This window comes from Ruegeria sp. YTSC002, assembly GCF_059609845.1.
Window position 1 is genome coordinate 463,773 of sequence record NZ_JBXWML010000001.1, and the last position, 22,853, is coordinate 486,625.

The 22,853-nt window shown below is 59.0% G+C and carries 21 protein-coding genes; 14 read left to right on the forward strand and 7 right to left on the reverse strand.

Annotation, left to right across the window (positions count from 1 at the left end; all coding sequences use genetic code 11):
- Positions 1 to 29: 29 nt before the first annotated feature.
- Together AC2FFD_RS02325 and AC2FFD_RS02330 are read right to left on the reverse strand one after the other, a co-directional pair.
- A complete protein-coding gene (locus AC2FFD_RS02325) occupies positions 30 to 764 on the reverse strand; it encodes a glutamine amidotransferase (protein ID WP_425078649.1) in 735 nt (244 codons plus the stop codon).
- 16 nt (positions 765 to 780) lie between these two features.
- Positions 781 to 2,553 carry an SLC13 family permease gene (locus AC2FFD_RS02330; protein ID WP_496871747.1) on the reverse strand — a complete coding sequence of 591 codons (1,773 nt, stop codon included), beginning with the start codon at positions 2,551 to 2,553 and terminating at the stop codon, positions 781 to 783.
- Positions 2,554 to 2,663: 110 nt separating this feature from the next.
- Between AC2FFD_RS02330 and AC2FFD_RS02335 the strand changes: the two genes are divergently transcribed.
- Together AC2FFD_RS02335 and AC2FFD_RS02340 are read left to right on the forward strand one after the other, a co-directional pair.
- On the forward strand, positions 2,664 to 3,404 hold the full coding sequence (locus tag AC2FFD_RS02335) for a YebC/PmpR family DNA-binding transcriptional regulator (RefSeq protein ID WP_170343641.1): 741 nt from the start codon (positions 2,664 to 2,666) through the stop codon (positions 3,402 to 3,404).
- A 146-nt stretch (positions 3,405 to 3,550) separates the two neighbouring features.
- A complete protein-coding gene (locus AC2FFD_RS02340; protein WP_496871749.1) occupies positions 3,551 to 4,831 on the forward strand; it encodes an MFS transporter in 1,281 nt (426 codons plus the stop codon).
- 11 nt (positions 4,832 to 4,842) lie between these two features.
- Here the strand turns inward: AC2FFD_RS02340 and AC2FFD_RS02345 are convergent, their stop codons facing one another.
- A complete protein-coding gene (locus AC2FFD_RS02345) occupies positions 4,843 to 5,532 on the reverse strand; it encodes a nitroreductase family protein (protein ID WP_496871751.1) in 690 nt (229 codons plus the stop codon).
- Positions 5,533 to 5,558: 26 nt separating this feature from the next.
- On the reverse strand, positions 5,559 to 6,452 hold the full coding sequence (locus tag AC2FFD_RS02350; protein ID WP_496871753.1) for a LysR family transcriptional regulator ArgP: 894 nt from the start codon (positions 6,450 to 6,452) through the stop codon (positions 5,559 to 5,561).
- Between the two features lie 87 nt (positions 6,453 to 6,539).
- Between AC2FFD_RS02350 and AC2FFD_RS02355 the strand changes: the two genes are divergently transcribed.
- The 7 genes from AC2FFD_RS02355 to AC2FFD_RS02385 all read left to right on the forward strand — a co-directional run bounded on the left by AC2FFD_RS02355 (position 6,540) and on the right by AC2FFD_RS02385 (position 13,025).
- Positions 6,540 to 7,139, forward strand: a complete 600-nt coding sequence (locus tag AC2FFD_RS02355; RefSeq protein WP_425078645.1) for a LysE/ArgO family amino acid transporter — start codon at positions 6,540 to 6,542, stop codon at positions 7,137 to 7,139.
- 40 nt (positions 7,140 to 7,179) lie between these two features.
- Positions 7,180 to 8,088 (forward strand): DMT family transporter, encoded by a 909-nt coding sequence (locus AC2FFD_RS02360; protein ID WP_257600869.1) that lies wholly within the window; start codon positions 7,180 to 7,182, stop codon positions 8,086 to 8,088.
- 87 nt (positions 8,089 to 8,175) lie between these two features.
- Positions 8,176 to 8,748 carry a choline-binding transcriptional repressor BetI gene (betI, locus tag AC2FFD_RS02365; protein WP_257599127.1) on the forward strand — a complete coding sequence of 191 codons (573 nt, stop codon included), beginning with the start codon at positions 8,176 to 8,178 and terminating at the stop codon, positions 8,746 to 8,748.
- Positions 8,745 to 10,253, forward strand: coding sequence for a choline-sulfatase (betC, locus tag AC2FFD_RS02370; protein ID WP_480683867.1), 1,509 nt, complete (start codon positions 8,745 to 8,747; stop codon positions 10,251 to 10,253). Before betI ends, betC begins: the two co-directional genes overlap by 4 nt.
- Before the next feature lie 70 nt (positions 10,254 to 10,323).
- Positions 10,324 to 11,982 carry a choline dehydrogenase gene (gene betA / locus AC2FFD_RS02375; protein ID WP_480683868.1) on the forward strand — a complete coding sequence of 553 codons (1,659 nt, stop codon included), beginning with the start codon at positions 10,324 to 10,326 and terminating at the stop codon, positions 11,980 to 11,982.
- 55 nt (positions 11,983 to 12,037) lie between these two features.
- Entirely contained in the window at positions 12,038 to 12,685 is a 648-nt protein-coding gene (locus AC2FFD_RS02380) for a thermonuclease family protein (protein WP_496871758.1), read from the forward strand.
- Between the two features lie 100 nt (positions 12,686 to 12,785).
- Complete coding sequence (locus AC2FFD_RS02385) at positions 12,786 to 13,025, forward strand: HP1242/YdcH family protein (RefSeq protein ID WP_170343650.1); 240 nt, start codon at positions 12,786 to 12,788, stop codon at positions 13,023 to 13,025.
- A gap of 72 nt (positions 13,026 to 13,097) precedes the next feature.
- On the opposite strand, the gene AC2FFD_RS02390 is transcribed toward AC2FFD_RS02385, so the two are convergent.
- Both AC2FFD_RS02390 and AC2FFD_RS02395 read right to left on the reverse strand, forming a co-directional pair.
- Entirely contained in the window at positions 13,098 to 14,498 is a 1,401-nt protein-coding gene (locus AC2FFD_RS02390; RefSeq protein WP_496871761.1) for a helix-turn-helix domain-containing protein, read from the reverse strand.
- Between the two features lie 63 nt (positions 14,499 to 14,561).
- Positions 14,562 to 15,767, reverse strand: a complete 1,206-nt coding sequence (locus AC2FFD_RS02395) for a multidrug effflux MFS transporter (protein WP_425078641.1) — start codon at positions 15,765 to 15,767, stop codon at positions 14,562 to 14,564.
- Positions 15,768 to 15,950: 183 nt separating this feature from the next.
- Here AC2FFD_RS02395 and AC2FFD_RS02400 point away from each other — a divergent pair, with 183 nt between their 5' ends.
- From AC2FFD_RS02400 to AC2FFD_RS02410, 3 genes are all read left to right on the forward strand, one after another.
- Positions 15,951 to 17,483, forward strand: a complete 1,533-nt coding sequence (locus AC2FFD_RS02400; RefSeq protein WP_170343653.1) for an acyl-CoA carboxylase subunit beta — start codon at positions 15,951 to 15,953, stop codon at positions 17,481 to 17,483.
- Between the two features lie 241 nt (positions 17,484 to 17,724).
- Positions 17,725 to 18,078, forward strand: coding sequence for a DUF6497 family protein (locus AC2FFD_RS02405; RefSeq protein ID WP_496871764.1), 354 nt, complete (start codon positions 17,725 to 17,727; stop codon positions 18,076 to 18,078).
- A 133-nt stretch (positions 18,079 to 18,211) separates the two neighbouring features.
- Positions 18,212 to 18,565 carry a hypothetical protein gene (locus AC2FFD_RS02410; protein WP_257599122.1) on the forward strand — a complete coding sequence of 118 codons (354 nt, stop codon included), beginning with the start codon at positions 18,212 to 18,214 and terminating at the stop codon, positions 18,563 to 18,565.
- An 86-nt stretch (positions 18,566 to 18,651) separates the two neighbouring features.
- Here the strand turns inward: AC2FFD_RS02410 and AC2FFD_RS02415 are convergent, their stop codons facing one another.
- Positions 18,652 to 19,803: a DcaP family trimeric outer membrane transporter gene (locus AC2FFD_RS02415; protein ID WP_496871766.1), complete on the reverse strand. Its 1,152-nt coding sequence runs from the start codon at positions 19,801 to 19,803 to the stop codon at positions 18,652 to 18,654.
- 650 nt (positions 19,804 to 20,453) lie between these two features.
- Here AC2FFD_RS02415 and AC2FFD_RS02420 point away from each other — a divergent pair.
- Positions 20,454 to 20,657 carry a hypothetical protein gene (locus AC2FFD_RS02420; RefSeq protein WP_170343657.1) on the forward strand — a complete coding sequence of 68 codons (204 nt, stop codon included), beginning with the start codon at positions 20,454 to 20,456 and terminating at the stop codon, positions 20,655 to 20,657.
- A 116-nt stretch (positions 20,658 to 20,773) separates the two neighbouring features.
- Positions 20,774 to 22,822, forward strand: coding sequence for an acetyl-CoA carboxylase biotin carboxylase subunit (locus AC2FFD_RS02425; protein ID WP_257599120.1), 2,049 nt, complete (start codon positions 20,774 to 20,776; stop codon positions 22,820 to 22,822).
- Positions 22,823 to 22,853: the final 31 nt, after the last annotated feature.

Genomic DNA, 22,853 nt, shown 5'->3' on the forward strand with positions numbered 1-22,853 from the left:
GGCAAGGCGCAGGCAACCGCGCCGTTGGGTCACTCGTATCGCCGGACGAACCGGCGCAGGATCTCGCCGGGTTGTGTGACATCGGCCGAATGGCAGCGGTCAATCAGTTTTTGCGCGTCTTCAGGCGGGAAATAGCCGTGGTTCTTGTAGATATTGATGCGTTGTTCAAAATCCCTGGCATCGGCCTCGGGGTGGAACTGCGTGGCATATACGTTCTGCCCCCAGCGGATCATCTGGAACGGGCAGGGGTCTGACGTGACAAGGTGAACGCAACCCTCGGGCAGCGCCTGAACCGCTTCCTTGTGACCAACGAATGCGTCGAAGGTGGGTTCCAACCCTGCGGTCAACGGGTCCTGCTGGCCTTCCGGGGTCAGGTGGCACGTGGATGGTCCGACGGGTTCGCCATATCGGGCCTTGCTGACGTCGCCACCCAGATGCGCCGCCAGAATGCCAAGGCCATAGCAGCAGCCCATGAACGGGTGATCCTGTGCGATGATCTGCGGCATCAACCCCATGATCGTCGCCTCGATCCGGGCATCCAGCGGGGATTTGGTCGCCGGGTCGTCACTGACGCATCCAGGTCCGCCGCCTACGATGACACCGGCGTAGTCTGTGACATCCATCCCCCCGGGCAGGTTTTCGCAATCCAGACGGATGCGACGCGTCTGTTCAGGAGACAACCCGCTCCGGTTCAGGATCGAGGCGTATTCGGCGTCGGATGCATCGGTTTCGGGGCGCAGTTGCAGGATCAAAAAGGGTTTCATGCGCAGCCTTTACCCATCACAGAGGCCAGAACACAAGAATGGCGGGAACAGAAACGGCGATGATCAGCATCTCCAAGGGCAATCCCATGCGCCAGTAGTCCCCGAAACGATAGCCGCCGGGGCCCAGAACCAGCGTGTTGTTCTTGTGCCCGATGGGGGTCAGGAACGCAGCCGAGGCCGCAACGGCCACGGTCATCAGAAACGGGTCGGGGGACACCTCGAGCGTGCGTGCCATTTGTATCCCGACCGGCGCGGCGACAATGGCGGTGGCGGTGTTGTTCAACACGTCCGACAAAGTCATCGTGACGACCATCAGTACGGTCAGAATGGCCCAGGCGGGCAGACCATCGGTCAGCTGGATCAGGGCGTTTGCGATCAGTTCGGTTCCGCCCGAGGTCTCCAAAGCACTGCCCAGAGGGATCATAGACCCCAGCAGTACGACCACCGGCCATTCGATGTGATTGTAAATGTCGGTGATCGGCATGATCTTGGTCAGCACATAAGCAATCACCACCAGCCCCAAAGCAATGGGAAGATAGATCAACCCGACACTTGCGGCCAAGACAGCGGCGGCAAACAGGCCGATGGCCAGCCACGCCTTGTCGTTAGCCGTAACGTTCAGCCCGCGTCCGGCAAGGGGCAGGCAACCCAGCCATTCCGTAACATCCGCAGCGCGGTCGCGGGGGCAGAGCAGCAGCAGGATATCACCCGGTTCCACCTCGGTCTTGCGGACCTGTTCGGTGATCCTGCGCCCCTGGCGTGAGATGCCCATCAGAACGGTGCTTTGCCGCCAGGCCAGCCCAAGCCCTTGTGCCGTGCGACCTGTGATGCGCGCGCTTTCCGGCACGACGACTTCGATCACTTCCAGCCCGTCCCCCTCAGCCGTCAGCAATTCCTGCCGGCGCGTGTCCGAGAAATCCAGGTTGAGCGCGGCACGGAACTCGTCCAGCGCTTCGGGTCGGGCTTCCAGAACCAGCGCGTCACCTTCCTGCAAAACGGCGTGCGCCGACCGGCCATAGCGACGCTTGCCATCCCGGATCAAACCGATGATGGCCACGTCCGATTTCTCGGCCGCCTCATAAAGCTCGCTGACCCGTTTGCCGATATGGGCGGATTCCGGGGGAACGGTCAGCTCGGCGATGTATTCGGCCAAGGTTTCCGATGTTTCAGCCTGCGGCCCGCGATTGGGGATCAGGCGCCACCCTACCAGTGCAACAAAGGCAAGGCCGGCAATCGCGGCCAGCCCACCGACCGGGGCAAAATCGAACATGTGAAACGGCTCGCCCAGTGTTTCGGCCCGGATCGAGGCGATGATGATGTTCGGGGGGGTCCCGATCAGCGTGGCCATCCCGCCGAGAATCGTGGCAAAGCTCAGCGGCATTAGCGACAGGCCCACAGACCGGCCCGCTTTGCGTGCGGTCTGAATGTCCACGGGCATCAGCAGCGCCAGCGCCGCTACGTTGTTCATGAAGGCCGACAGAACCGCGCCGATCCCACCCATCAGGGCGATATGCGCGCCCAGGCCCCGCGAGGCATCAACCAGCGTGCGGGTGATCAGGAACACTGCTCCGGATCGGACCAAACCGGCAGAAACCACCAAAACCAGCGCCACGATGATAGTCGCCGGATGGCCGAACCCGGCAAAGGCGCCATCCACGGGCACGACGCCCAGCACGACGCCGATCATCAGTGCGGCAAAGGCCACAAGGTCGTATCGAAACCGGCCCCATAGCAGCATTCCGAAGACGGTGATGAAAAGCGCAAAAAGAATGATCTGGTCTGTTGTCATGCCGTCACCATACTAGCCGGTGAAGCCGTCGCAAGCCGCTCTCTTGATCCTGCCCCCTGCAAACGTCTATATGAGCGCCGAACACGCAATCACGATGACGAGGACGCATTATGGCAGGCCACTCAAAATGGGCCAACATCCAGCACCGCAAGGGGCGTCAGGACGCCGCGCGGTCCAAACTGTTTTCCAAACTGTCGAAAGAGATCACCGTTGCCGCCAAGATGGGCGACCCCGATCCTGAAAAGAACCCGCGCTTGCGTCTGGCCGTGAAAGAGGCCAAGTCGAACTCGGTTCCCAAGGATGTGATTGACCGCGCGATCAAAAAGTCCACTGCCGGTGAAGGCGACGATTACGAAGAAATCCGCTATGAAGGCTATGGCCCCAACGGCGTGGCCGTGATCGTTGAAACCATGACGGACAACCGCAATCGCACTGCGTCGACCGTGCGTTCGACCTTTTCCAAGAACGGTGGCAATCTGGGCGAAACGGGCTCGGTCGGGTTCATGTTCGAACGCAAGGGCGAAGTGATTTATCCGGCGACGGCAGGTGACGCAGACACCATTTTCGAAGCCGCGATCGAGGCTGGCGCGGAAGATGTCGAAAGCTCAGAGGATGGCCACATCATCTGGTGTGCGGATACGGATCTGAACGACGTTTCGAACGCGTTGGAGGCTGCGCTGGGTGAATCGGAATCCACCAAGTTGGTCTGGAAACCGACCACCACGACCGAGCTGGGTCTGGAAGACATGCAAAAGCTGATGAAGCTGGTGGATGCGCTGGAAGACGATGACGACGTACAGCGTGTTACGACCAATTTCGAAGCCTCGGATGAGGTGATGGCACAGCTCTGAGCTGTTGCGGAAATTGATGGCGAAACCCGGCTCGACTGCCGGGTTTTTTCGTTTTCGGGCAGTTTCGAAGAGGTGTTGGCTGAAACCTTCGAAACGCTTAGGCTGGTACAACTCGGAAGTTCTGGGACGATGCCACCGAAAGATCCATGACGGATGTGACCTCTGATAAGACCAAGCGAAACGTGCCGGTTCTTGCTGGGCAGAGTATCGTGTCTCAGGTTGCGTGGACTTTGGGCAGCCCATCGGTGGTTTTGCCGTTTCTGGCCGTGTCATTCGAATTGCCGATGTTCGTGGCGGGCGCGCTGGTTTCGGTGCGGATGGTTGGAAGTATGATTTCCGACTTTTTTCTGGCGCAACCCATAGCGGCGAAATCGCAAAAGAAGCGCGCCATCGCTCTGACCGAAGTCGTTATCGGTGCCTGTCTTGTTCTGGCGATGGTGGCCGCCGCGACCGGGGTCGTTCCGTTGATCGCAGTGGTTTTCGTGGCGGTCTTCTTCGTGATCGGTCTGGTGGATGAAGTTCAGAACCTGATGTTCACCGATCTGTTGGGCGATCATGTCCACTCGCGTTCGCGCATGGTCATGCATTACCTGCAACTTGGGGGCGGGGGCCTGTGTGCCATCGGTCTGGCCCTGCTGGTGCATCAGATCACCAAGGAAAACCCACCTTTTTCACGCCATTCAACCATGATCGGCGTATCGGTTGCGTTTTTCATGCTTTCAGGGCTCTTGATGCTGGCAATGACCGAGAATGCCCGCTCTGCGGAACCGGCAAAAAAGACTGGAAGCAAACCCAAGCTGTCGTTCACGGCCAATGCCCGGGGTATCCTTGGCATGTTCGAATACACCTGGTTTCGGCGTTACATGGTTATGCGTATACCTTTGGTCGCTGTGTCGCTATCCGTCCCGTTCTTCGCGCTGATAGCGGCAGAGGCGCATCATGGCTCGGCCAAGGGTCTGACCGCGATGATTGTTTCATCCGCTTCGGGCTATCTTGTCTCGGGGCCGTTGTGGCAGGTCGTGAACATGAAATCTCATCGTGCCGTCATGGTGGTCGGGACACTCATGGTGGCCGCTACCGGAGGTGTTCTGCTGGCATTCCACTACATGGGTATCGATCACGATGTGCACCTGCACGCGATAGCGCTGTTCGTCGTCACCGTCGCGGTGACCGGGATCAGCAGCGCGCGCAAGCTCTATTTCCTGGACGTCGCGCCCAAGGAGCAACGCGTTCAGGGATCCGCGGCTATCAAATCGTTTACTCGATTGTTGGCTGTGCTGCTTTCGGCCGCGCTGGCCGCAGTCGCCCATATGCATGAGGTTGCCTTGGCGGTCGCGTTCATAGTCGCGGCCAGTCTGATGGCTTGCGTGACGTGCTACCTGACGATGTCGCCCGACCGGGAAGATTCCCTCCGGCCTCAGAACTAATGCAGGTTCGCTCAGAAGAACGAGGAAATCTCTTCCAAAGGCTTCTTCAGCTTTGCCACAGAAGGTACGGTCGCGGTGTCCGAGGGATGACCAACTGCGATGATCATTGTCGGTTTCTCGGATGCGGGTCGGTCCAGCGCGTCGTTCAGAAACCGCATCGGGTTCGGGGTATGGGTCAGGGTGCTGAGACCGGCGTGATGTAGCGCGGCCAACAGAAAGCCGGTGGCAATGTTCACACTTTCTGGCACGTAGTAATTCTTGTACCGCGTCCCGTCTTCGAATTGCCCCCAGCGTTGGGCAAAGACCACGATCAGCCACGGGGCGGTGGTCAGGTGCTCTTTGACCGCATTGGTCCCGATGGGTTCCAGTGCCTTGATCCACTCATCGCCCGCCCCTCCCGCATAGAACCGTCGCTCTTCTTCTTCGGCTTCCTCGCGGATGCGCAGTTTCAGCTTTGGGTCCGATATGGCAGCAAAGTGCCAGGGTTGATGGTTTGCACCTGACGGCGCTGTTCCCGCGGTGCGCAGGCAGGTTTCGATCACATCGCGGGCCACCGGGCGCGTGGTGAAATCCCGAACGGTATGACGCCGCCGCATTTTTTCAAAAAAAGCCACAGCCGCGCCCTGCATGTCCGCATCACTGAGCTCGCATCGGTCGGGCAGGGGAATGGGGTCATAACTGAGGGCGTCGCGCGAGAACATTGGTTCCTCCGATCGAATGAGTCTGACTATTTGCGTTGTGACGGGAGCAAAACCCGTTGCGCAGCATGCTGGACCGCTTGTGTAAGGGGTTTGAGCGCTGGCGCAAGAACACGCCCGACCTGCCAGCTGAGCGCGATGTCCAGTGGCGCATCGGGAACGATCGGGCGCAACTGTCCACGCCCCATGGCGTCTTGCACAAGGGCTGCCGGGTTCATACCCCAGCCAATTCCCGCGATCGCGGCATCAACGAACCCTTGCGAAGATGGCAGGAAGTGGGAAGGCGGTGAAAGACGGTTGCCGGTGTGACGAGCGATCCACGCTTTTTGCAGGCCGTCTTTCCGGTTGAAGACAAGGCAAGGCGCTTTGCTGAGCGTCTCCTCGGTCACGCCGTCCTTGAACCACGCATTGATAAAGTCCGGGCTGGCGGTGGGCAGATACCTCAACAAGCCCAGTTCAAGCGCGTCACAACCGCTTATGGTTTGTCCGCCGACGGTGACGGCGGCGCTGACCTCACCGCGCCTCAGCCAATCTGCCGAATGGTCCTGATCGTCGATCACAAGGTCGAACAGCATGTCGGGCACACGCGCCATCGCGTCAATGAACCAGGTCGCCAGAATGTCGGCGGGAACCGCAATGCGAACCCGCGCGGACCCGGGTTCTTGTACCAGCGCCAATTCACGGGCCAGTTGCGATTCCAGCAGACCGACATCTTCGGCGTAGCGCGCGATGCGCTGCCCGGCGGGCGTTCCGGTGCAAGGGGTTCCCCTATGGATGAGCGAGGCGCCCACACGATCCTCCAGCGCCTTTATCCGCTGGGATATCGCCGAAGGGGTCACGGCCAGCTCCGCCGCCGCTGCATCAAAACTGCCATGGCGCAGAATGGCGGACAAGGCGGCCAGTTGGTGAGGGTCCAGCAGCATTAGCAAAACTTAACTGAGGGCAACATCTTTAATTTGATAGATCGTATCGCGGCCATTAGTCAACGCAGTGACAACGCAGGAGATATCATGCCTACATCCGTGATCGCCGGTTTTGCGCTGGGTTTCAGCCTGATCCTCGCCATCGGGGCGCAGAACGCCTTTATCCTGAGGCAGGGCTTGCGGCGCGAGCATGTGTTTTTTCTGTGCCTGACCTGTGCGGTGTCTGATGCCATCCTGATCGGAGCAGGCGTGGCAGGTTTTGGCACTCTGGCACAGGCCGCACCCTGGTTCGAAACCGTGATGCGATACGGTGGGGCGGCATTCCTGATCTGGTATGGCTTGCGCAGTCTGCGGTCATCCTGGCTGGGAGGTTCGGTGATGGAAATCGGCAATGGAAAGCGAACCAGCCTCAAGGCTGCGCTGCTGACGGTATTCGCGTTCACCTGGCTGAATCCGCATGTGTATCTGGATACGGTCGTGCTGATCGGCTCGATCTCGGCCCAATATGACGACCGGCTGGGTTTCGCCCTTGGCGCGATGACATCCAGCTTCGTGTTCTTTTTTTCGCTTGGTTACGGCGCGGGTATCCTTTCCCCGGTTTTTGCGCGCCCCCGGGCGTGGCAGGTGCTGGATGCCGGGATTGGCATCGTCATGCTGGGTATCGCACTGAAACTTGTTATCATGTGAAGGGTTGTTCCCGGCCGGGTTTCGGTGTTCAACCTTGAACATGACTTCATCCACCGTATCGTCCCGCCCGCTTGCCGGCATGTTCTGGATGTTCGCCGCCGGCTTGTCCTTTGTCGTGATGACCGCGCTGGTGAAGTCGCTGGGCACATCGATGAATTCCATCCAGGCCGCCTTCCTGCGGTATGTGCTGGGTTTGGTGTTTCTTTTGCCAGCCATGCGGTCGATCATGTCGACACATCTGACACCCCGCCTGCTGACGCTGTTCGGCCTGCGAGGGGTCGTGCATGCGGTTGCGGTCATGCTCTGGTTCTTTGCCATGACACAGATACCATTGGCCGAGGTCACCGCCATGAATTACATGACGCCGGTTTACGTCACCCTGGGGGCGGCCCTGTTTCTGGGTGAAAAACTGGCCTTTCGCAGGATTGCAGCCATTCTGGTCGCTCTGGTTGGCGTCCTGATCATCCTGCGGCCCGGTTTTCGCGACGTGTCATCAGGCCATCTGGCCATGCTGGGAACGGCCCTGACACTTGGGGGGTCGTATTTATTGGCCAAGATTCTGGTGCGTGATGTACCGCCATCCGTCGTCGTGGCGCATCTGTCGATCTGGGTGACCATAGCCCTGATACCATTTGCGGTCGCCGTCTGGACGCAGCCAAGCCTGCGGGATCTCGGGGTTCTTTTTCTGGTGGCCAGCTTTGCGACAGCCGGGCACTACTTCATGACCTTGGCACTTCAGGCGGCGCCAGTGGCCGTCACGCAGCCGGTGACGTTTCTTCAGCTGATATGGGCCACGATCCTGGGCGCCGCAGTGTTCCATGAAAGCGTTGACGTGTGGGTTGTCGCGGGCGGCACGCTGATCCTTGCCGCCGTAAGCTTTATCTCATGGCGCGAATTCGTGTTGAACCGCCGGGACTTGACGCCTCCGAGTATTGCGCCGAAGCTGTAACGACAACGCTCCCCGATTTTTCATTAATTGACGAGTCAATAAAAACCCCCTAGCGTGGTCCCGTGACGCCTGCTCAAGGGGAGAACGATGCCAAAAGTCGGAATGGAGCCAATCCGCCGGGATGCGATTGTTCGTGCGACAATCGCTGAATTGGGCGTGAAGAAATCCCTTGATGTAACCGTCAGCCAGATTGCCAAGCGTGCGGGCATGTCCAGCGCGCTTGCGCACCACTATTTCGGCGGCAAGGATCAGATCTTTCTGGCTGCCATGCGGCAGATCCTGTCGGACTTCGGCAAAGAGGCGCGAGGCGAGTTGAAAGCAGCCGCGCCGGACGACAGGGCGCAGGCGATCGTCAGGGCGTGTTTTGCGCCCTCTTGTTTCACACCCGATGTGATCGCGGCCTGGATGACCTTCTATGTGTTGGCTCAGACCAATGATGACGCCCTGCGCCTGTGGCAGATCTACCAGGCCCGCATCAAATCCAATCTGACCCACGCCCTGCGGCACAAGTTGGCCGACCCTAAAGAGGCGGCCGAGAACATGGTTGCCCTGATTGATGGTCTGTACATCCGCGCCGCACTCAGCGCCCCCGAAGAACCGCAACTGGCCGTGAGCCACGCGATGCGTGTGCTCGACACTCTGCTCGAGGCTGAAAAATGACAAAACCGAACATTCTGATCCTGATGGTGGATCAGTTGAACGGGACTCTCTTTCCAGATGGTCCCGCTGACTGGCTTCACGCTCCGAACCTGAAGAAACTGGCGGAACGGTCAACCCGGTTTGCCAATGCCTACACGGCGTCGCCCTTGTGTGCGCCCGGGCGGGCCAGCTTCATGTCCGGTCAATTGCCGTCGCGCACAGGGGTCTATGACAACGCGGCCGAGTTCCGCAGCGACATCCCCACATACGCGCATCACCTGCGCCGCGCGGGCTATTACACCTGCCTGTCCGGCAAGATGCATTTCGTCGGCCCCGATCAGTTGCACGGGTTCGAAGACCGCCTGACCACCGACATCTATCCGGCCGATTTCGGCTGGACCCCGGATTACCGCAAGCCGGGTGAACGGATCGACTGGTGGTATCACAACATGGGGTCCGTCACCGGCGCGGGCGTTGCCGAGATTTCCAACCAGATGGAATATGACGACGAGGTCGCCTACAACGCCAAAGCCAAGCTTTATGATCTGGCACGCGGCAAGGATGACCGCCCATGGTGTGTGACCGTCAGCTTCACCCATCCGCATGACCCATACGTAGCCCGTCGCAAGTACTGGGATCTGTATGAGGATTGCGAGCATCTGCTGCCCGAAGTTTCTGATATCGGCTATGACAATCAGGACCCGCATGCTCAGCGGATTTTTGATGCCAATGACTGGCGCAGTTTCAACATCACCCAAGAAGATATCCGCAAATCGCGCCGCGCCTATTTCGCCAATATTTCCTATCTGGACGACAAGATCGGCGAAATCCTCGAAGTGCTGGAAACGACCCGGCAAGAGGCGATCATCCTGTTCGTTTCGGATCACGGCGACATGCTGGGCGAACGCGGCTTGTGGTTCAAGATGAACTTCTACGAAGGCTCGGCGCGTGTGCCGCTTATGATCGCGTCGCCTGATCTGCCCGCCGGCCGGATAGATGCTCCGGTATCAACATTAGACGTGACGCCGACCCTGGGGGCGCTGGCCGGCGTAGACATGGCCGAAATCGCTCCCTGGACCGATGGCGAAAACCTCGTGCCATTGGCGCTGGGCGAAGAACGAACCGCACCGGTGGCCATGGAATACGCGGCCGAGGCATCCTACGCGCCATTGGTCTCATTGCGATATGGCAAGTGGAAATACAATCGCTGCGCATTGGACCCCGATCAGTTGTTTGACCTTGAAGCCGACCCGCACGAACTGAACAACCTGGCCGACAGCCCCGAACACGCAGGTACGCTGCAATCACTGCGCGCCAAATCCGAGACCCGTTGGGATCTGGATCGCTTCGACGCCGATGTCCGCGCCAGCCAGGCGCGGCGCTGGGTTGTGTACGAAGCGCTGCGGCAGGGCGGCTACTACCCGTGGGATTATCAGCCGCTGCAAAAAGCGTCGGAACGCTACATGCGCAATCACATGGATCTCAACATCGTCGAGGAAAACGCCCGGTTCCCGCGCGGCGAATAACCTCTTCATCTTTTCGAAAGTACTCCCGCCGGAGGCATCCAACCTTCTCGGTGGGGCAGGAGTTGTGGAAATGGAAGCAGATTTTGTCATCGTCGGCGCAGGGTCCGCAGGCTGCGCAATGGCATATCGTCTGAGCGAGGCGGGGGCCTCGGTTCTGGTGATTGAACACGGCGGCACCGATATGGGGCCGTTCATTCAGATGCCGGCGGCGCTGAGCTATCCGATGAACATGTCGCGCTATGACTGGGGGTATCAGTCCGAGCCCGAGCCGCACCTGAACAACCGTCGCCTGGCCTGTCCGCGCGGCAAGGTGATCGGCGGGTCGTCCTCGATCAATGGCATGGTCTATGTTCGCGGCCACGCGCGCGATTTCGACACCTGGGCCGAGATGGGGGCTGACGGTTGGTCTTACGCGGATGTTTTGCCTTATTACAAACGGATGGAGACCTGGCACGACGGCGGCCATGGAGGCGATCCGGCTTGGCGTGGCACTGACGGTCCGTTGCACGTGTCGCGCGGCCCGCGCGAAAACCCGTTGTTTCAGGCCTTTGTGGACGCAGGTCAGCAGGCCGGTTACGAAGTCACGGGTGACTACAACGGTGAAAAGCAGGAAGGCTTTGGCCCGATGGAGCAGACCGTCTGGAAGGGGCGGCGCTGGTCTGCGGCGAATGCCTATCTGAAACCCGCGCTCAAGCGCGACAATTGCGATATCGTGCGCGGTCTTGCGTCTCGGGTTGTCATGGAAGACGGTCGCGCCATTGGGGTCGAACTGATCCGTGGCGGCAGGAAAGAAGTCATCAGGGCCCGGCGCGAAGTCGTTCTGGCGGCATCGTCGATCAATTCGCCCAAGCTGCTGATGTTGTCCGGTATCGGCCCAGCAGCGCATCTGGCCGAGCATGGGATCGACGTCGTGGCGGATCGCCCGGGGGTTGGTGCCAACCTACAGGACCATCTGGAGCTGTACATTCAACAGGCGTCACTGCAACCGATCACGCTCTACAAGCACTGGAACCTTGTCAGCAAGGGCCTGATCGGGGCGCAATGGCTGTTTACCAAAACGGGATTGGGCGCATCGAACCAGTTCGAAAGCGCGGCGTTCATCCGGTCGAAACCGGGCGTGGAATACCCCGACATTCAATACCACTTCCTGCCGATTGCGGTTCGCTATGATGGGCAGGCCGCTGCCGAGGGGCACGGGTTTCAGGCGCATGTCGGCCCGATGCGGTCGCCGTCACGCGGGGCGGTCACATTGCGCTCGGCCCAAGCCGCAGACGCGCCGGTGATCAAGTTCAACTACATGAGCCATGAAAAGGATTGGGAGGATTTCCGCACCTGTATCCGACTGACCCGCGAAATCTTTGGACAAGCCGCCTTCAAGCCCTTTGCGGGCAAAGAAATCCAGCCCGGTGCCGCGGTTCAAACGGATGAAGAACTGAACGCCTTTATCGCGGAACATGCGGAAAGCGCCTATCACCCCTGCGGCACCTGCCGGATGGGGCGCGCGGATGACAAGAACGCGGTGGTCGACCCCGAAGGCCGTGTCATCGGCGTGGACGGGTTGCGCGTTGCGGACAGTTCCATCTTTCCGCAAATCACCAACGGCAACCTGAATGCGCCGTCGATCATGGTGGGCGAAAAAGTGTCGGATTCGCTTTTGGGCAGGGATCCGTTGCCGAAGGCCAATGATCGTCCGTGGATTCACCCCAACTGGGCGACCGCTCAGCGTTAACCTATCCAAACGGCCCCCGGTTGAATGTGCGTGAAATACCGCGCATATCGGGGGCATGTTAAGGATTTGTTTCATTTTTGTTCTTCTGGTGCCGGGTCTGGCTCATGCCGCAGAACAGTTTACAGGTCGGGTTGACGTCGTTGATGCGGATACCTGGCATGTCGGCGGTGTCCGGGTGCGGCTGCACGGTATCGATGCGCCCGAACTGGATCAGACCTGTCAGGATTCCGACGGATCAAACTGGCCGTGCGGGGCGTGGGTCACTCATATGGTTCAGAACCAGTTTCAGGGACGGATGACCACTTGTGTCCCGGTGGATCGGGATCGCTACGGTCGCATCGTTGCCCGGTGCAGCGTGGAACGCGAAGATGTCGCTGCCCGGATTGTAGAGCAGGGCTTGGCCTTTGCGTACCGCAAATATTCGGACGCGTACGCAGGTGCCGAGCGGATCGCGAGGATTGGAAACAGGGGATTGCACAAGACACAGATTCAGGTGCCTTGGGTGCACAGGGCGCGCAAGAAGCCGAAATCCTCTGAAACATGCCTGATCAAAGGAAATGTTTCGTCAAAGGGCGAAAGGATCTTTCACGAACCGGGCCAGAGGTACTATGCCAAGACCCGGATCAGTGCAGCCAGGGGCGAGCGATGGTTCTGCTCTGCTGCCGAAGCACGTGCTGCGGGTTGGCGTGCTGCGCGGCGCTGAATTCTGAATTTTTCCTGTATGAAATTGATCCGCGTCAAAGAGGGCGCAGCGTCACGCTTCTACCACTGATATGCAACGACATATGAAGGAGCGAACAGACATGTCCCACACCCCGCATGAACTGGCCGAAGAGTTTCCGGACAAGGTTGAACTGATGAGCCAGCTCAAGCAAACGGACGCGCATTTTGCCCGTCTGGCTGATGAGTATCACGAGGTCAATCGCGTTGTGCATCGGGCTGAAACCAACGTCGAACCCATGGAAGAGCTGGCCGAGGTTGATTTGCGCAAGAAGCGGGCAGCGCTGAAAGACGAAATCTGGGCGATTTTGTCCAAGGCCTGAACGCCAGTGCCGGGGCACTCGCTGCCCCGGCCCGGGTCGGGGCTCTCCCGGTAGAGTTTCGGCCATGGGACATCAGGTGACTTCGTATGGCAGGGTGCCGCGCGTATGGGTATCGATGCTGAGGCGGCGTTCCAGCGGCGGGACCGAACGCTGGTGGCAGTTTTGGCGCTCGCAGATGCGGCAGGAAATGCCGATGGGCTCGTAGGCGCTGGCGTTGTTTATGTCGAGGTTGTCGGCATACACGAGCGCCGGGGCATGGCGCACCTCGCACCCCAGCGCAATTGCGTACCGCCTGACCGGCGCGCCGAATGAGCCGCCTGATTTCGACACATCCCGAGCCAGCGAGATGTAACGCACACCATCCGGCGTTTCTGCCAGTTGCCTCAGGAAATGGCCAGGCGTTTCAAAGGCCCGATGCACGTTCCAAAGGGGGCAGGCGCCACCGAACCGCGCAAATTGCAGGCGCGTGGCCGAGTGCCGTTTCGTGATCGTCCCGGCCTGATCCACGCGGACGAAAAAGAACGGGATACCTTTTGCGCCGGGGCGTTGCAGAGTCGACAGTCTATGCGCAACCTGCTCGATCGATGCGCCGAACCGGTTGCTGAGCAGCTCCAGGTCGTGGCGCTCTTCCTGAGCGGCGGTCAGAAATGCGGAATAGGGCATCAAGGACGCGCCGGCGAAGTAATTGGCAAGGCCGATCTTGGCGATGGACCGCGCCTCGTCGCTTTGGAACTTGGCAAAATCCAGTGTCGCTTCCAGCAATTTGTCCTGACTGATCAATGCCATTTGCAACAGCAGTTGAAACACTTGCGTTTGCGGAGTCGAGCGGGAGGAAAGGCGCAGGATTTTGCTTTCGGCGTCATAGGTGCGCAAAGGGGCGATGTCAGAGAACATCACCTGAATGCCACGCTCAGTCAGGCTGTTCAAAGCGGCCTGCCGGATACTGCCCGGGCTTTCCGCGCGATTGGCGAACAGCTCTGCCGCCCGGTCCACGGCATCGATGTAATTGTCGCAATAATGGAAGAAGTCTCGCACCTCTTCCCAGGGGCTGGCCTGCATTCGGGCGTCTTCCCGTCCCAAAGCTTCGTCCAGAGAGGCGAGACGCTCATGTGTTTGGCGGTAGGTTTTGTGCAGCTCGATAAATGCGCGGGCCAATGCCGGGGCGTTTGATGCCGTCAGGCGTAAATCGGCAAGTGGCGGCAGAATATCCGCAAAAACCGGGTCGGCCAGAGCCTCGCGCATATCCGACACCAGTCGCTCACTGTCGCCGGTGCTGAGCTCGGTGACATCCATGCCGAATTCTTGCGCCAGAGCCAACACAACCGTGGTCGAAATCGGCCTGTTGTTGTTCTCCATCTGGTTCAGGTATGGGAGTGAAACACCCAGCTTCGCAGCGAATTCGCGTTGTGTCAGGGTCAGTCGCGTGCGCATTTCACGCAGTTTCGCGCCGGCATAGAGCTTTTGGGTGGCCATGAGGTGCCTTTGCAAGTTTTCTTTTTTGGAAGATTAACTTTGCAAAGTTTTCGGGGCAAGTCGTTACAGCCCCAATTGCCGCTCTCGCCGAATGACGGATCCAATTGCGAAAATCGCCAGAACTGCGGATGTGAGCATCAGCCAGAGCAAGGGCATGGCGCCGGTTTCCCGGGTCAGCAGGGTGCCTGCCAATGCACTTAGTCCGGCGCCGCCCCCCAGCATGATCGCTCCGCTCAACCCCGAGGCGGTTGCCGCCAGATGCGGACGAACAGACAGAGCGCCGGAGGTGGCATTGGGAATGGCCATGCCGTTTCCGACGCCCACAAAGGTCATCAAGCTGAAAAAGCTGAGGGCGGTGCCCAGACCTGTGAGGAACAAGGATGCCGAAAGCGCAACGCCCAAGGCGTTCAGCAGGCTGCCCCACAGCACCATCCGGTTGATTCCAATCTGCATGGAAAACCGACCGCTCAGAAAGTTGCCAACAAAATAGCCGACTGCGGGGGCGCCGAAATATATGCCGACCTGTGCCGCGCTTAGACCGAACAGTTCGGTTCCAATAAAGGGCGCACCACCGAGATAGGCAAAGAATGTGCCCGAAGACAACGCGCAGGACAGCGAATAGCCCCAGAACCGTGGCGAGGTCAGAAGTTCAGGGTATTCCTTGAATTGCTGAACAAGGGTCTTGCCGCTTTTGGCTGACGTTTCGCCAAAATCCGCGAAGGTCAGGGCAAGCGTCAAGGCGCCCACGGCGAAAGGCAGCCAGAAGTTCGCCTTCCAGCCAAAGCTTTCCTCCAGCAGCCCGCCGATCGCGGGGCCGATCATCGGGACCACGGCCATACCCATTGTCACGTATCCGATCATCGATGCCGCCTGGTCCTGATCGTACATATCCCTTACCGCAGCCCGGCTGAGGACCATGCCGACAACCACGACCGCCTGGCACATTCTGAACGCCAGAAAGATTTCAACGTTGGGCGCATAGATGCATCCAAGCGTGGCCAGCAGGAACAAGCCGATCCCCCACAGCAGAACCGGCCTGCGACCAGCCTTGTCTGCGAGCGGCCCGATCAGGATTTGCAGAACGGCATTGACCAGAAGATACAACGCGATCGACAACTGCATGACCTTGTAATCGGCGCCGAAATACGCTGCCATGTTCGGCAGGCTCGGCAGAAACAGGTTCATGCTCAGCGCAGACAAGCCCGCGAGCAATACAAGTGTCGCCAATGTGGGTGGTGTGCGGCGAACCGCGCGAGAGCTGAACTGCATGGTTCACATGTATAATCATGGAATTCTGGATTGCCAGCCATCCAGTTATCTCAACGAGAGACTTTGCAAGTTTACAGTTATCCAGATTGTTGTTGCTGAATATTTGCAAATTTGCCGAAAAGAGCTTTGGATGAGAGGCGCAAAGGGGTAGGGTCCCGGCAAATTTTACAGGGGATAATCGTCATGAAAGACATCCTTTCCGAGTTGGAAAACCGCCGCAACGACGCACGACTGGGCGGCGGGCAGAGGCGGATCGATGCCCAGCATGCGCGCGGAAAGCTGACGGCGCGAGAGCGGATCGAGTTGCTGCTGGATGAGGGCAGCTTTGAAGAATTCGACATGTTCGTCAGTCATCGTTGCACCGAATTCGGAATGGAAAAACAAAAACCTGCGGGTGATGGCGTTGTCACGGGTTGGGGCACCATCAACGGACGCATGGTCTATGTGTTCAGCCAGGACTTTACGGTCTTTGGTGGATCGCTGTCCGAGACGCATGCCCAGAAAATCTGCAAGATCATGGATATGGCGGTGCAAAACGGTGCACCGATTGTCGGAATCAACGACTCGGGCGGTGCGCGAATCCAGGAAGGTGTGGCATCTCTGGCGGGTTATGCCGAAGTGTTTCAGCGCAACATCACGGCCTCGGGTGTGGTTCCGCAGATCAGCGTAATCATGGGCCCATGCGCCGGCGGTGCGGTTTACAGCCCCGCGATGACTGACTTCATTTTTATGGTCAAAGACACGTCATACATGTTCGTGACGGGCCCCGACGTTGTCAAAACGGTCACCAACGAGGTTGTAACGGCCGAAGAACTGGGTGGTGCCTCGACCCACACCAGGAAATCCTCGGTCGCCGATGCGGCGTTCGAAAACGATGTGGAAGCATTGGCAGAAGTGCGCCGTCTGGTGGATTTCCTACCGCTCAACAACCGTGAGAAACCTCCGGTGCGTCCGTTCTTTGATGACCCGCACCGGATCGAGGATTCGCTGGACACTCTGGTTCCGGACAATCCGAATACGCCCTACGACATGAAGGAACTCATCACCAAAATAGCCGATGAGGGTGATTTCTACGAAATTCAGGAAGATTTCGCCAAGAATATCATCACCGGCTTTATCCGGCTGGAAGGTCAGACCGTAGGTGTGGTGGCAAACCAGCCGATGGTCTTGGCGGGATGTCTGGACATCGACAGTTCGCGCAAGGCGGCGCGGTTCGTGCGGTTCTGCGACTGTTTCGAAATTCCGATCCTGACGCTTGTCGATGTTCCGGGCTTTCTGCCGGGCACACAGCAGGAATACAGCGGTGTGATCAAGCACGGCGCAAAGCTGCTTTATGCATATGGTGAGGCGACCGTGCCCAAGGTCACGGTGATCACGCGCAAGGCGTATGGCGGTGCCTATGTTGTCATGGCGTCCAAACACCTGCGCGGCGATTTCAACTATGCCTGGCCGACCGCCGAAATCGCGGTGATGGGTGCCAAGGGCGCAACCGAGATCATTCACCGGGCAGATCTGCATGATGCGGAAAAGACCGCACAGCATGTCGCCGATTACGAAGATCGGTTTGCAAACCCCTTTGTCGCCGCCGAACGCGGGTTCGTCGACGAGGTGATCATGCCGCATTCGACCCGCCGGCGCGTGTCCCGGGCCTTTGCCAGTTTGCGCGGCAAGAAGCTTAAGAACCCATGGAAAAAGCACGACAATATTCCGCTTTGACCCATTCGGGGCGGCTTTGTTCGCCCCGGTTGTTGGCACTGGCAGTCCGATTCTGAGCGAAAAATGCTCAAAATTGCGGCGGAATTGACAAAAAGCGACAAATGGTTGAATGATCCGACCCGTCAGACATAGAACCGCGCAGGCCAAAAGCACTGCGCGCGCGATCCCGGAAGGAGGAGCCTGCCTTCGGTGGGTCCGGGATCGTGCCATATGTCTGGTGTTGTGCGCGCTCGGCGCTCCTGTGTTCGCCCAGACAGACAGTTCGTTGCCGGTGCCGTCCGGTCAGCCGGTGCATCTGAGCGATGTCCTGCTGGACAACAACCCCGGTGAGCTTTGGGTGCGCTTTCGATTTGTCGCCCCGAAGATCGGAGCATCAGTGGGACGGATCGGCTATGACGTGGCGTCGAAGGATATGGAGCATCTGTGCCATATTCTTGCCGTTCCCTACGTGGCTCAGCACGAATTGCAGCCATCAAGAGTTGTCATTTCCCTGTCTGATCGCCCGGTGGAATTCGGCGACACCGCGCCGGACGCGACACAGTATTTTGAAGCCTACCGGCTGGAGCAGTCCCGGTGTATCTGGGAGGGGCTTTGACCATGAACTTACGCATTCATGACGTCAAAGCATCTCAGACCAACGGTGCGGCTTTGGAGGTGCGCAACATGATCCCATCCAGGTTCGGGTTCGAACTATTATTGTCTGCAAAACAAAGCTGTGGAGTGTCGCCATGCTGAAACATCGCGGGTTCCCGGGGCGTCTTTCAGGCACCGATTATCAGTTCACAATTCGGCGCGCCAATCCCAAAGGCGTGACGCCGCTGACGCGGCGGGAACGGTTCCGGGATCGCAAACCGGCGGACAAACGTGCCGATGCCGCCTTCATGGAGGCCCTTTGGGCCCATTTCGGGGATCAGCCGTTCGAGCGGGGCAATCTGGATGCCGGACGGCTCAGCTGGCTTTTCGGGCGCGAAGTCATTCCGGCGGAAGACCCATTTGATCCGGCCAGCTATGACGCGATGCTGGTGATCGATGTGGACGCCGCACGTGCGTCCTTTCCCGACGTAATCGACGGGACAGGCTGATCGTGATCAAAGCCGCCGCATATCAGCCCTTCAGGACCGGTTTCGGGATGACCCTGCCCGAATCCGGGCAGGGTCCGTGTGCGGAATCAGAAGTTCAACTGAGCGGCGAGCTGAACGCGGCTTCCATCAAAGGTTCTGCCGGTCGGCGCGTCGTTCCGTTCGCCATAGATGTACTCGGCGCTGAGTGTCAGATCCTCGGTTGCCTTGTAAAATGCGTTGACGTGGATCGTTTCCAGCTCGGTAAACGACAGGGTTCCGGTCGAGGTCGGCAGGTCATAGTCTTCTTTGCCGTATGCAATGCCAACATTCCATTTCGGGCTCAGATCCTGCCGGAATTCGATGGTGTAGCCATCCACGTCGTTGGCCTGGCCATTCACGATGGGATCACCAAGGCCGATCAGGTACGGGCCGAGTGCCTCGCCGTTCACATAGTTGACCTGGAACAGGCCGCCCTGCCACGGGCGAACCGAGCCGGATATCGTGAACCCGGTTTGATCAACTTCGATATTGCCGGATTGCGCCTTGCCATAAAGGCCGGACACACGCGCGACATATGTCCCGTCATTGTATTCGGCGGATGCGGTCAAAACCGGATCATCCGAATTCGAACCGCCGACATTCTCTTCGATCGAAACGGCGAAGGACGTGTTCGTTCCGAAAGAGTTGGTATAGCGAACCTGCGGAACCCGTGCGAAAGGAATGCCAACGGGGCCGTTGAATTCCACCGAGGTCGGGTAGGTGTCCAGCGGCATGAAGTTGGTCCAGGTCTGACCGATCAGCCAGTTGTCACCGATGGTGATATTGGCGTGGCGTACACGCAATTCGGCTGTTCCGCCCGAACCGAACAGATCGAGTTCCAGTTGCCCGCCGATATCGCCGATGCCGCTTGGGGTGGTGGTGCGCAGACCGATCCGCGATTGGCGGACGGTGGCACCAAATGTGCCATCGGTCGCAGCCGAGGGTTCCCCGATGACATTCACGAACGCCGTATCCCCCTGATCGAAATCGAAATCGTAGAAGAAGTCGGCCTTCACGTAGCCATAAACATCCAGAACGGTGTTGCCGATGCGGAAGTCTCCGTTGGCGGGGCTGTTCCTGCCAGATTCCAGCGCCTCGACCCGGGCGCGCAAGGCGTCAAGTTCGGCTTGGGTTTGGGCATCCTGGGCAAAGGCAAGCGTGCCGGTCACACTGAGCGTGGAGGCAGCAAGCAGGAGTGCCTTTTTTCTAGTCTTCGTCATGTGGGTATTCCTTTGAGTGCGAGTGTGCACACGGACCGTTTCACGAGGTTCAAACCTTGGGAAATCACGAGAGTGGGAAGTGAAGGCGTTGATTTTTCAAGAAAATGTGTGTTTTCCATTGCGCTTAAACACGACGTCTTGAGCCGCCTGAATAACGCATTGGCGCAAGGCGGTTCTGTATGCCCGTCGCTGGCAGAAGGTCGTGATGCTGCAACCGCGAAACGCGCGGAAAGCAGCTTGATCTGTCACGAAACTGTGACGGCAAAGCGGCCTCAAACGCCCGAGAAGTACCGAACCGGTATCGGCGCGAAGTTGCGCGGCATTTCCCGGTGTGGGCAGATTCCAGCCGAAATCCCGATCGGAAACAATCCTGTGTTTGCTGGCAATATTGTGCTGTGCAAACTGGATAGGCCGTGCGGCTCTACTTTGCCTGCGCCGCACATGCACCTACTATTCCGTACCCCTTCCTTGCGCGGGCAGGCTTGTGTTCCCCACATAGTCCTGTCCGCGTTTTTCTTTTTGCCTGTATCGGACAAAAAAAGGCAAAATCCCGCACAAAACTCGTCTGCGCACCCGTTGATATTGAATAACAGGGCGTGTTTCGCGCATCTGACCCGAAAAGGACCAAGAAACCAAAAAGGGCAGATACTATGCGATTCTCACGCTTCATCCTTGCTGCGGCGACCTGCGCGGGCCTGGCCGCCTGCGGAGACACCACGGGCGAACAGGCAATCCTCGGCGGAGGTGCCGGGGCAGTGGGGGCGGCGGTCCTCAACGCGGACCCGTTGTTTGGCGCAGCCGTCGGCGCGGCGGGCAACGTGCTGTACTGCAAAACGCAGAACACCTGTAACTAACGCATATTTTGCGGGGCGCATGTCGTCCCGCCCGTCATCGCGCATCACGCCGTCGTGGGGATTGTTCCCTGCGGCGGCGTTTTGCGTTTCCAGAACACCAAGCCAAAGGACGTTCCATGTTCAATAAGATCCTGATCGCCAACCGGGGCGAGATCGCCTGCCGGGTTATCAAGACTGCCCGCAAGATGGGTATCGGCACCGTCGCCATTTTCTCCGACGCGGACAAGAACGCGCTGCATGTGTCGATGGCGGACGAAGCCATTCATATCGGCCCGCCACCTGCCAACCAGTCTTACATCGTGATCGACAAGGTCATGGATGCCATCCGCCAGAGCGGCGCGCAGGCGGTCCATCCGGGTTATGGCTTCCTGTCCGAAAACGCCAAGTTTGCCGAGGCGCTGGAAGCCGAAGGCGTGGCTTTTGTCGGTCCCCCGAAAGGTGCGATCGAGGCGATGGGCGACAAGATTACCTCGAAGAAAATCGCTCAGGAAGCAAACGTGTCGACAGTTCCCGGATACATGGGGCTGATCGAAGACGCGGAAGAGGCGGTCAAAATCTCGAACCAGATCGGCTATCCTGTCATGATCAAGGCCAGCGCCGGGGGCGGTGGCAAGGGCATGCGGATCGCGTGGAATGATGACGAAGCGCGCGAGGGCTTCCAGTCGTCAAAGAACGAAGCAGCAAGCTCGTTCGGGGATGACCGGATCTTCATCGAGAAATTTGTGACCCAACCGCGTCACATCGAAATTCAGGTTCTGTGCGACAGTCATGGAAACGGTATCTACCTGGGCGAGCGCGAATGCTCGATCCAGCGCCGCAACCAGAAAGTCGTGGAAGAGGCGCCGTCTCCGTTTCTGGACGAAGCGACGCGCAAGGCCATGGGGGAACAAGCCGTGGCGCTGGCCAAGGCCGTGGGCTATTCCAGCGCAGGCACAGTCGAGTTCATCGTTGACGGTGAAAAGAACTTCTATTTCCTTGAAATGAACACGCGCTTGCAGGTGGAACACCCTGTTACCGAACTGATCACAGGTGTTGATCTGGTCGAACAGATGATCCGCGTGGCAGCGGGTGAAAAGCTGTCGATCACGCAGGACGACGTGTCACTGACCGGATGGGCGATCGAAAACCGCCTGTACGCCGAGGATCCGTATCGCGGCTTCCTGCCCTCGATTGGCCGTCTGACCCGGTATCGCCCGCCTCAGGAGACGGCAGCCGGACCGATGCTGGCCAACGGCAAATGGCAGGGGGATGCGCCCGAAGGCGATGTTGCCGTTCGAAATGACACCGGCGTCTATGAAGGCGGTGAGATCAGCATGTATTACGACCCGATGATTGCCAAACTGTGTACCTGGGCTCCGACCCGTGATCAGGCGATCGAGGCGATGCGCGTGGCGCTGGACAGTTTCGAGGTTGAGGGCATTGGCCACAACCTGCCGTTCCTGTCCGCCGTGATGGATCATCCGAAATTCATCAGCGGCGATATGACCACGGCCTTCATCGCCGAGGAATACCCCGACGGGTTCGAGGGCGTCGAACTGGCCGAGGCAGACCTGCGCCGGATTGCGGCGTCCTGCGCGGCCATGCATCGCGTCGCTGAAATTCGCCGGACCCGCGTGTCGGGCCGGATGGACAATCACGAACGCAAGGTCGGCACCGATTGGGTCGTCTCTTTCGGGCGCGAGATCCAGTGGCCCGTCAAGGTTGACGCGGATCAGGATGGGGCCACGATCAGGTTTGACGACGGTCAGGAAATGCGGGTGACGGGTGATTGGACTCCGGGCGATCAGCTTGCTGTCATGACGGTCGATGACGCGCCGCTGGTCATGAAGGTGGGCAAGATCTCGGGCGGGTTCCGCATCCGTAACCGCGGCGCGGATCTCAAGGTGCAGATACGTACCCCGCGCCAGGCCGAACTGGCGCGTCTGATGCCTGAAAAACTGCCGCCGGACACTTCGAAAATGCTGCTGTGCCCGATGCCCGGCCTGGTCGTGAAGATCGACGTCGAAGTGGGGCAAGAGGTGCAGGAAGGCCAGGCGCTGTGCACCATCGAGGCGATGAAGATGGAAAACATCCTGCGCGCCGAGAGGAAGGGCACCGTTGCCAAGATCAATGCAGGCCCCGGCGACAGCCTCGCCGTGGACGAAGTGATCATCGAGTTCGAGTGATCATGATCGCGCTTTTGCCATACCAGTCAAA

Excerpts from the sequence above, each read along its gene's own strand:
- AC2FFD_RS02330 (WP_496871747.1), bottom strand. The coding sequence starts at position 2,553 with ATGACAACAGACCAGATCATTCTTTTTGCGCTTTTCATCACCGTCTTC.
- AC2FFD_RS02385 (WP_170343650.1), top strand. The coding sequence starts at position 12,786 with ATGTCCCACACCCCGCATGAACTGGCCGAAGAGTTTCCGGACAAGGTT.
- AC2FFD_RS02360 (WP_257600869.1), top strand. The coding sequence starts at position 7,180 with ATGACTTCATCCACCGTATCGTCCCGCCCGCTTGCCGGCATGTTCTGG.
- AC2FFD_RS02355 (WP_425078645.1), top strand. The coding sequence starts at position 6,540 with ATGCCTACATCCGTGATCGCCGGTTTTGCGCTGGGTTTCAGCCTGATC.
- AC2FFD_RS02350 (WP_496871753.1), bottom strand. The coding sequence starts at position 6,452 with ATGCTGCTGGACCCTCACCAACTGGCCGCCTTGTCCGCCATTCTGCGC.
- betA (WP_480683868.1), top strand. The coding sequence starts at position 10,324 with ATGGAAGCAGATTTTGTCATCGTCGGCGCAGGGTCCGCAGGCTGCGCA.
- AC2FFD_RS02380 (WP_496871758.1), top strand. The coding sequence starts at position 12,038 with ATGTTAAGGATTTGTTTCATTTTTGTTCTTCTGGTGCCGGGTCTGGCT.
- betC (WP_480683867.1), top strand. The coding sequence starts at position 8,745 with ATGACAAAACCGAACATTCTGATCCTGATGGTGGATCAGTTGAACGGG.
- AC2FFD_RS02390 (WP_496871761.1), bottom strand. The coding sequence starts at position 14,498 with ATGGCCACCCAAAAGCTCTATGCCGGCGCGAAACTGCGTGAAATGCGC.
- betI (WP_257599127.1), top strand. The coding sequence starts at position 8,176 with ATGCCAAAAGTCGGAATGGAGCCAATCCGCCGGGATGCGATTGTTCGT.
- AC2FFD_RS02410 (WP_257599122.1), top strand. The coding sequence starts at position 18,212 with ATGCTGAAACATCGCGGGTTCCCGGGGCGTCTTTCAGGCACCGATTAT.
- AC2FFD_RS02425 (WP_257599120.1), top strand. The coding sequence starts at position 20,774 with ATGTTCAATAAGATCCTGATCGCCAACCGGGGCGAGATCGCCTGCCGG.
- AC2FFD_RS02395 (WP_425078641.1), bottom strand. The coding sequence starts at position 15,767 with ATGCAGTTCAGCTCTCGCGCGGTTCGCCGCACACCACCCACATTGGCG.
- AC2FFD_RS02415 (WP_496871766.1), bottom strand. The coding sequence starts at position 19,803 with ATGACGAAGACTAGAAAAAAGGCACTCCTGCTTGCTGCCTCCACGCTC.
- AC2FFD_RS02340 (WP_496871749.1), top strand. The coding sequence starts at position 3,551 with ATGACGGATGTGACCTCTGATAAGACCAAGCGAAACGTGCCGGTTCTT.
- AC2FFD_RS02325 (WP_425078649.1), bottom strand. The coding sequence starts at position 764 with ATGAAACCCTTTTTGATCCTGCAACTGCGCCCCGAAACCGATGCATCC.
- AC2FFD_RS02420 (WP_170343657.1), top strand. The coding sequence starts at position 20,454 with ATGCGATTCTCACGCTTCATCCTTGCTGCGGCGACCTGCGCGGGCCTG.
- AC2FFD_RS02345 (WP_496871751.1), bottom strand. The coding sequence starts at position 5,532 with ATGTTCTCGCGCGACGCCCTCAGTTATGACCCCATTCCCCTGCCCGAC.
- AC2FFD_RS02400 (WP_170343653.1), top strand. The coding sequence starts at position 15,951 with ATGAAAGACATCCTTTCCGAGTTGGAAAACCGCCGCAACGACGCACGA.
- AC2FFD_RS02335 (WP_170343641.1), top strand. The coding sequence starts at position 2,664 with ATGGCAGGCCACTCAAAATGGGCCAACATCCAGCACCGCAAGGGGCGT.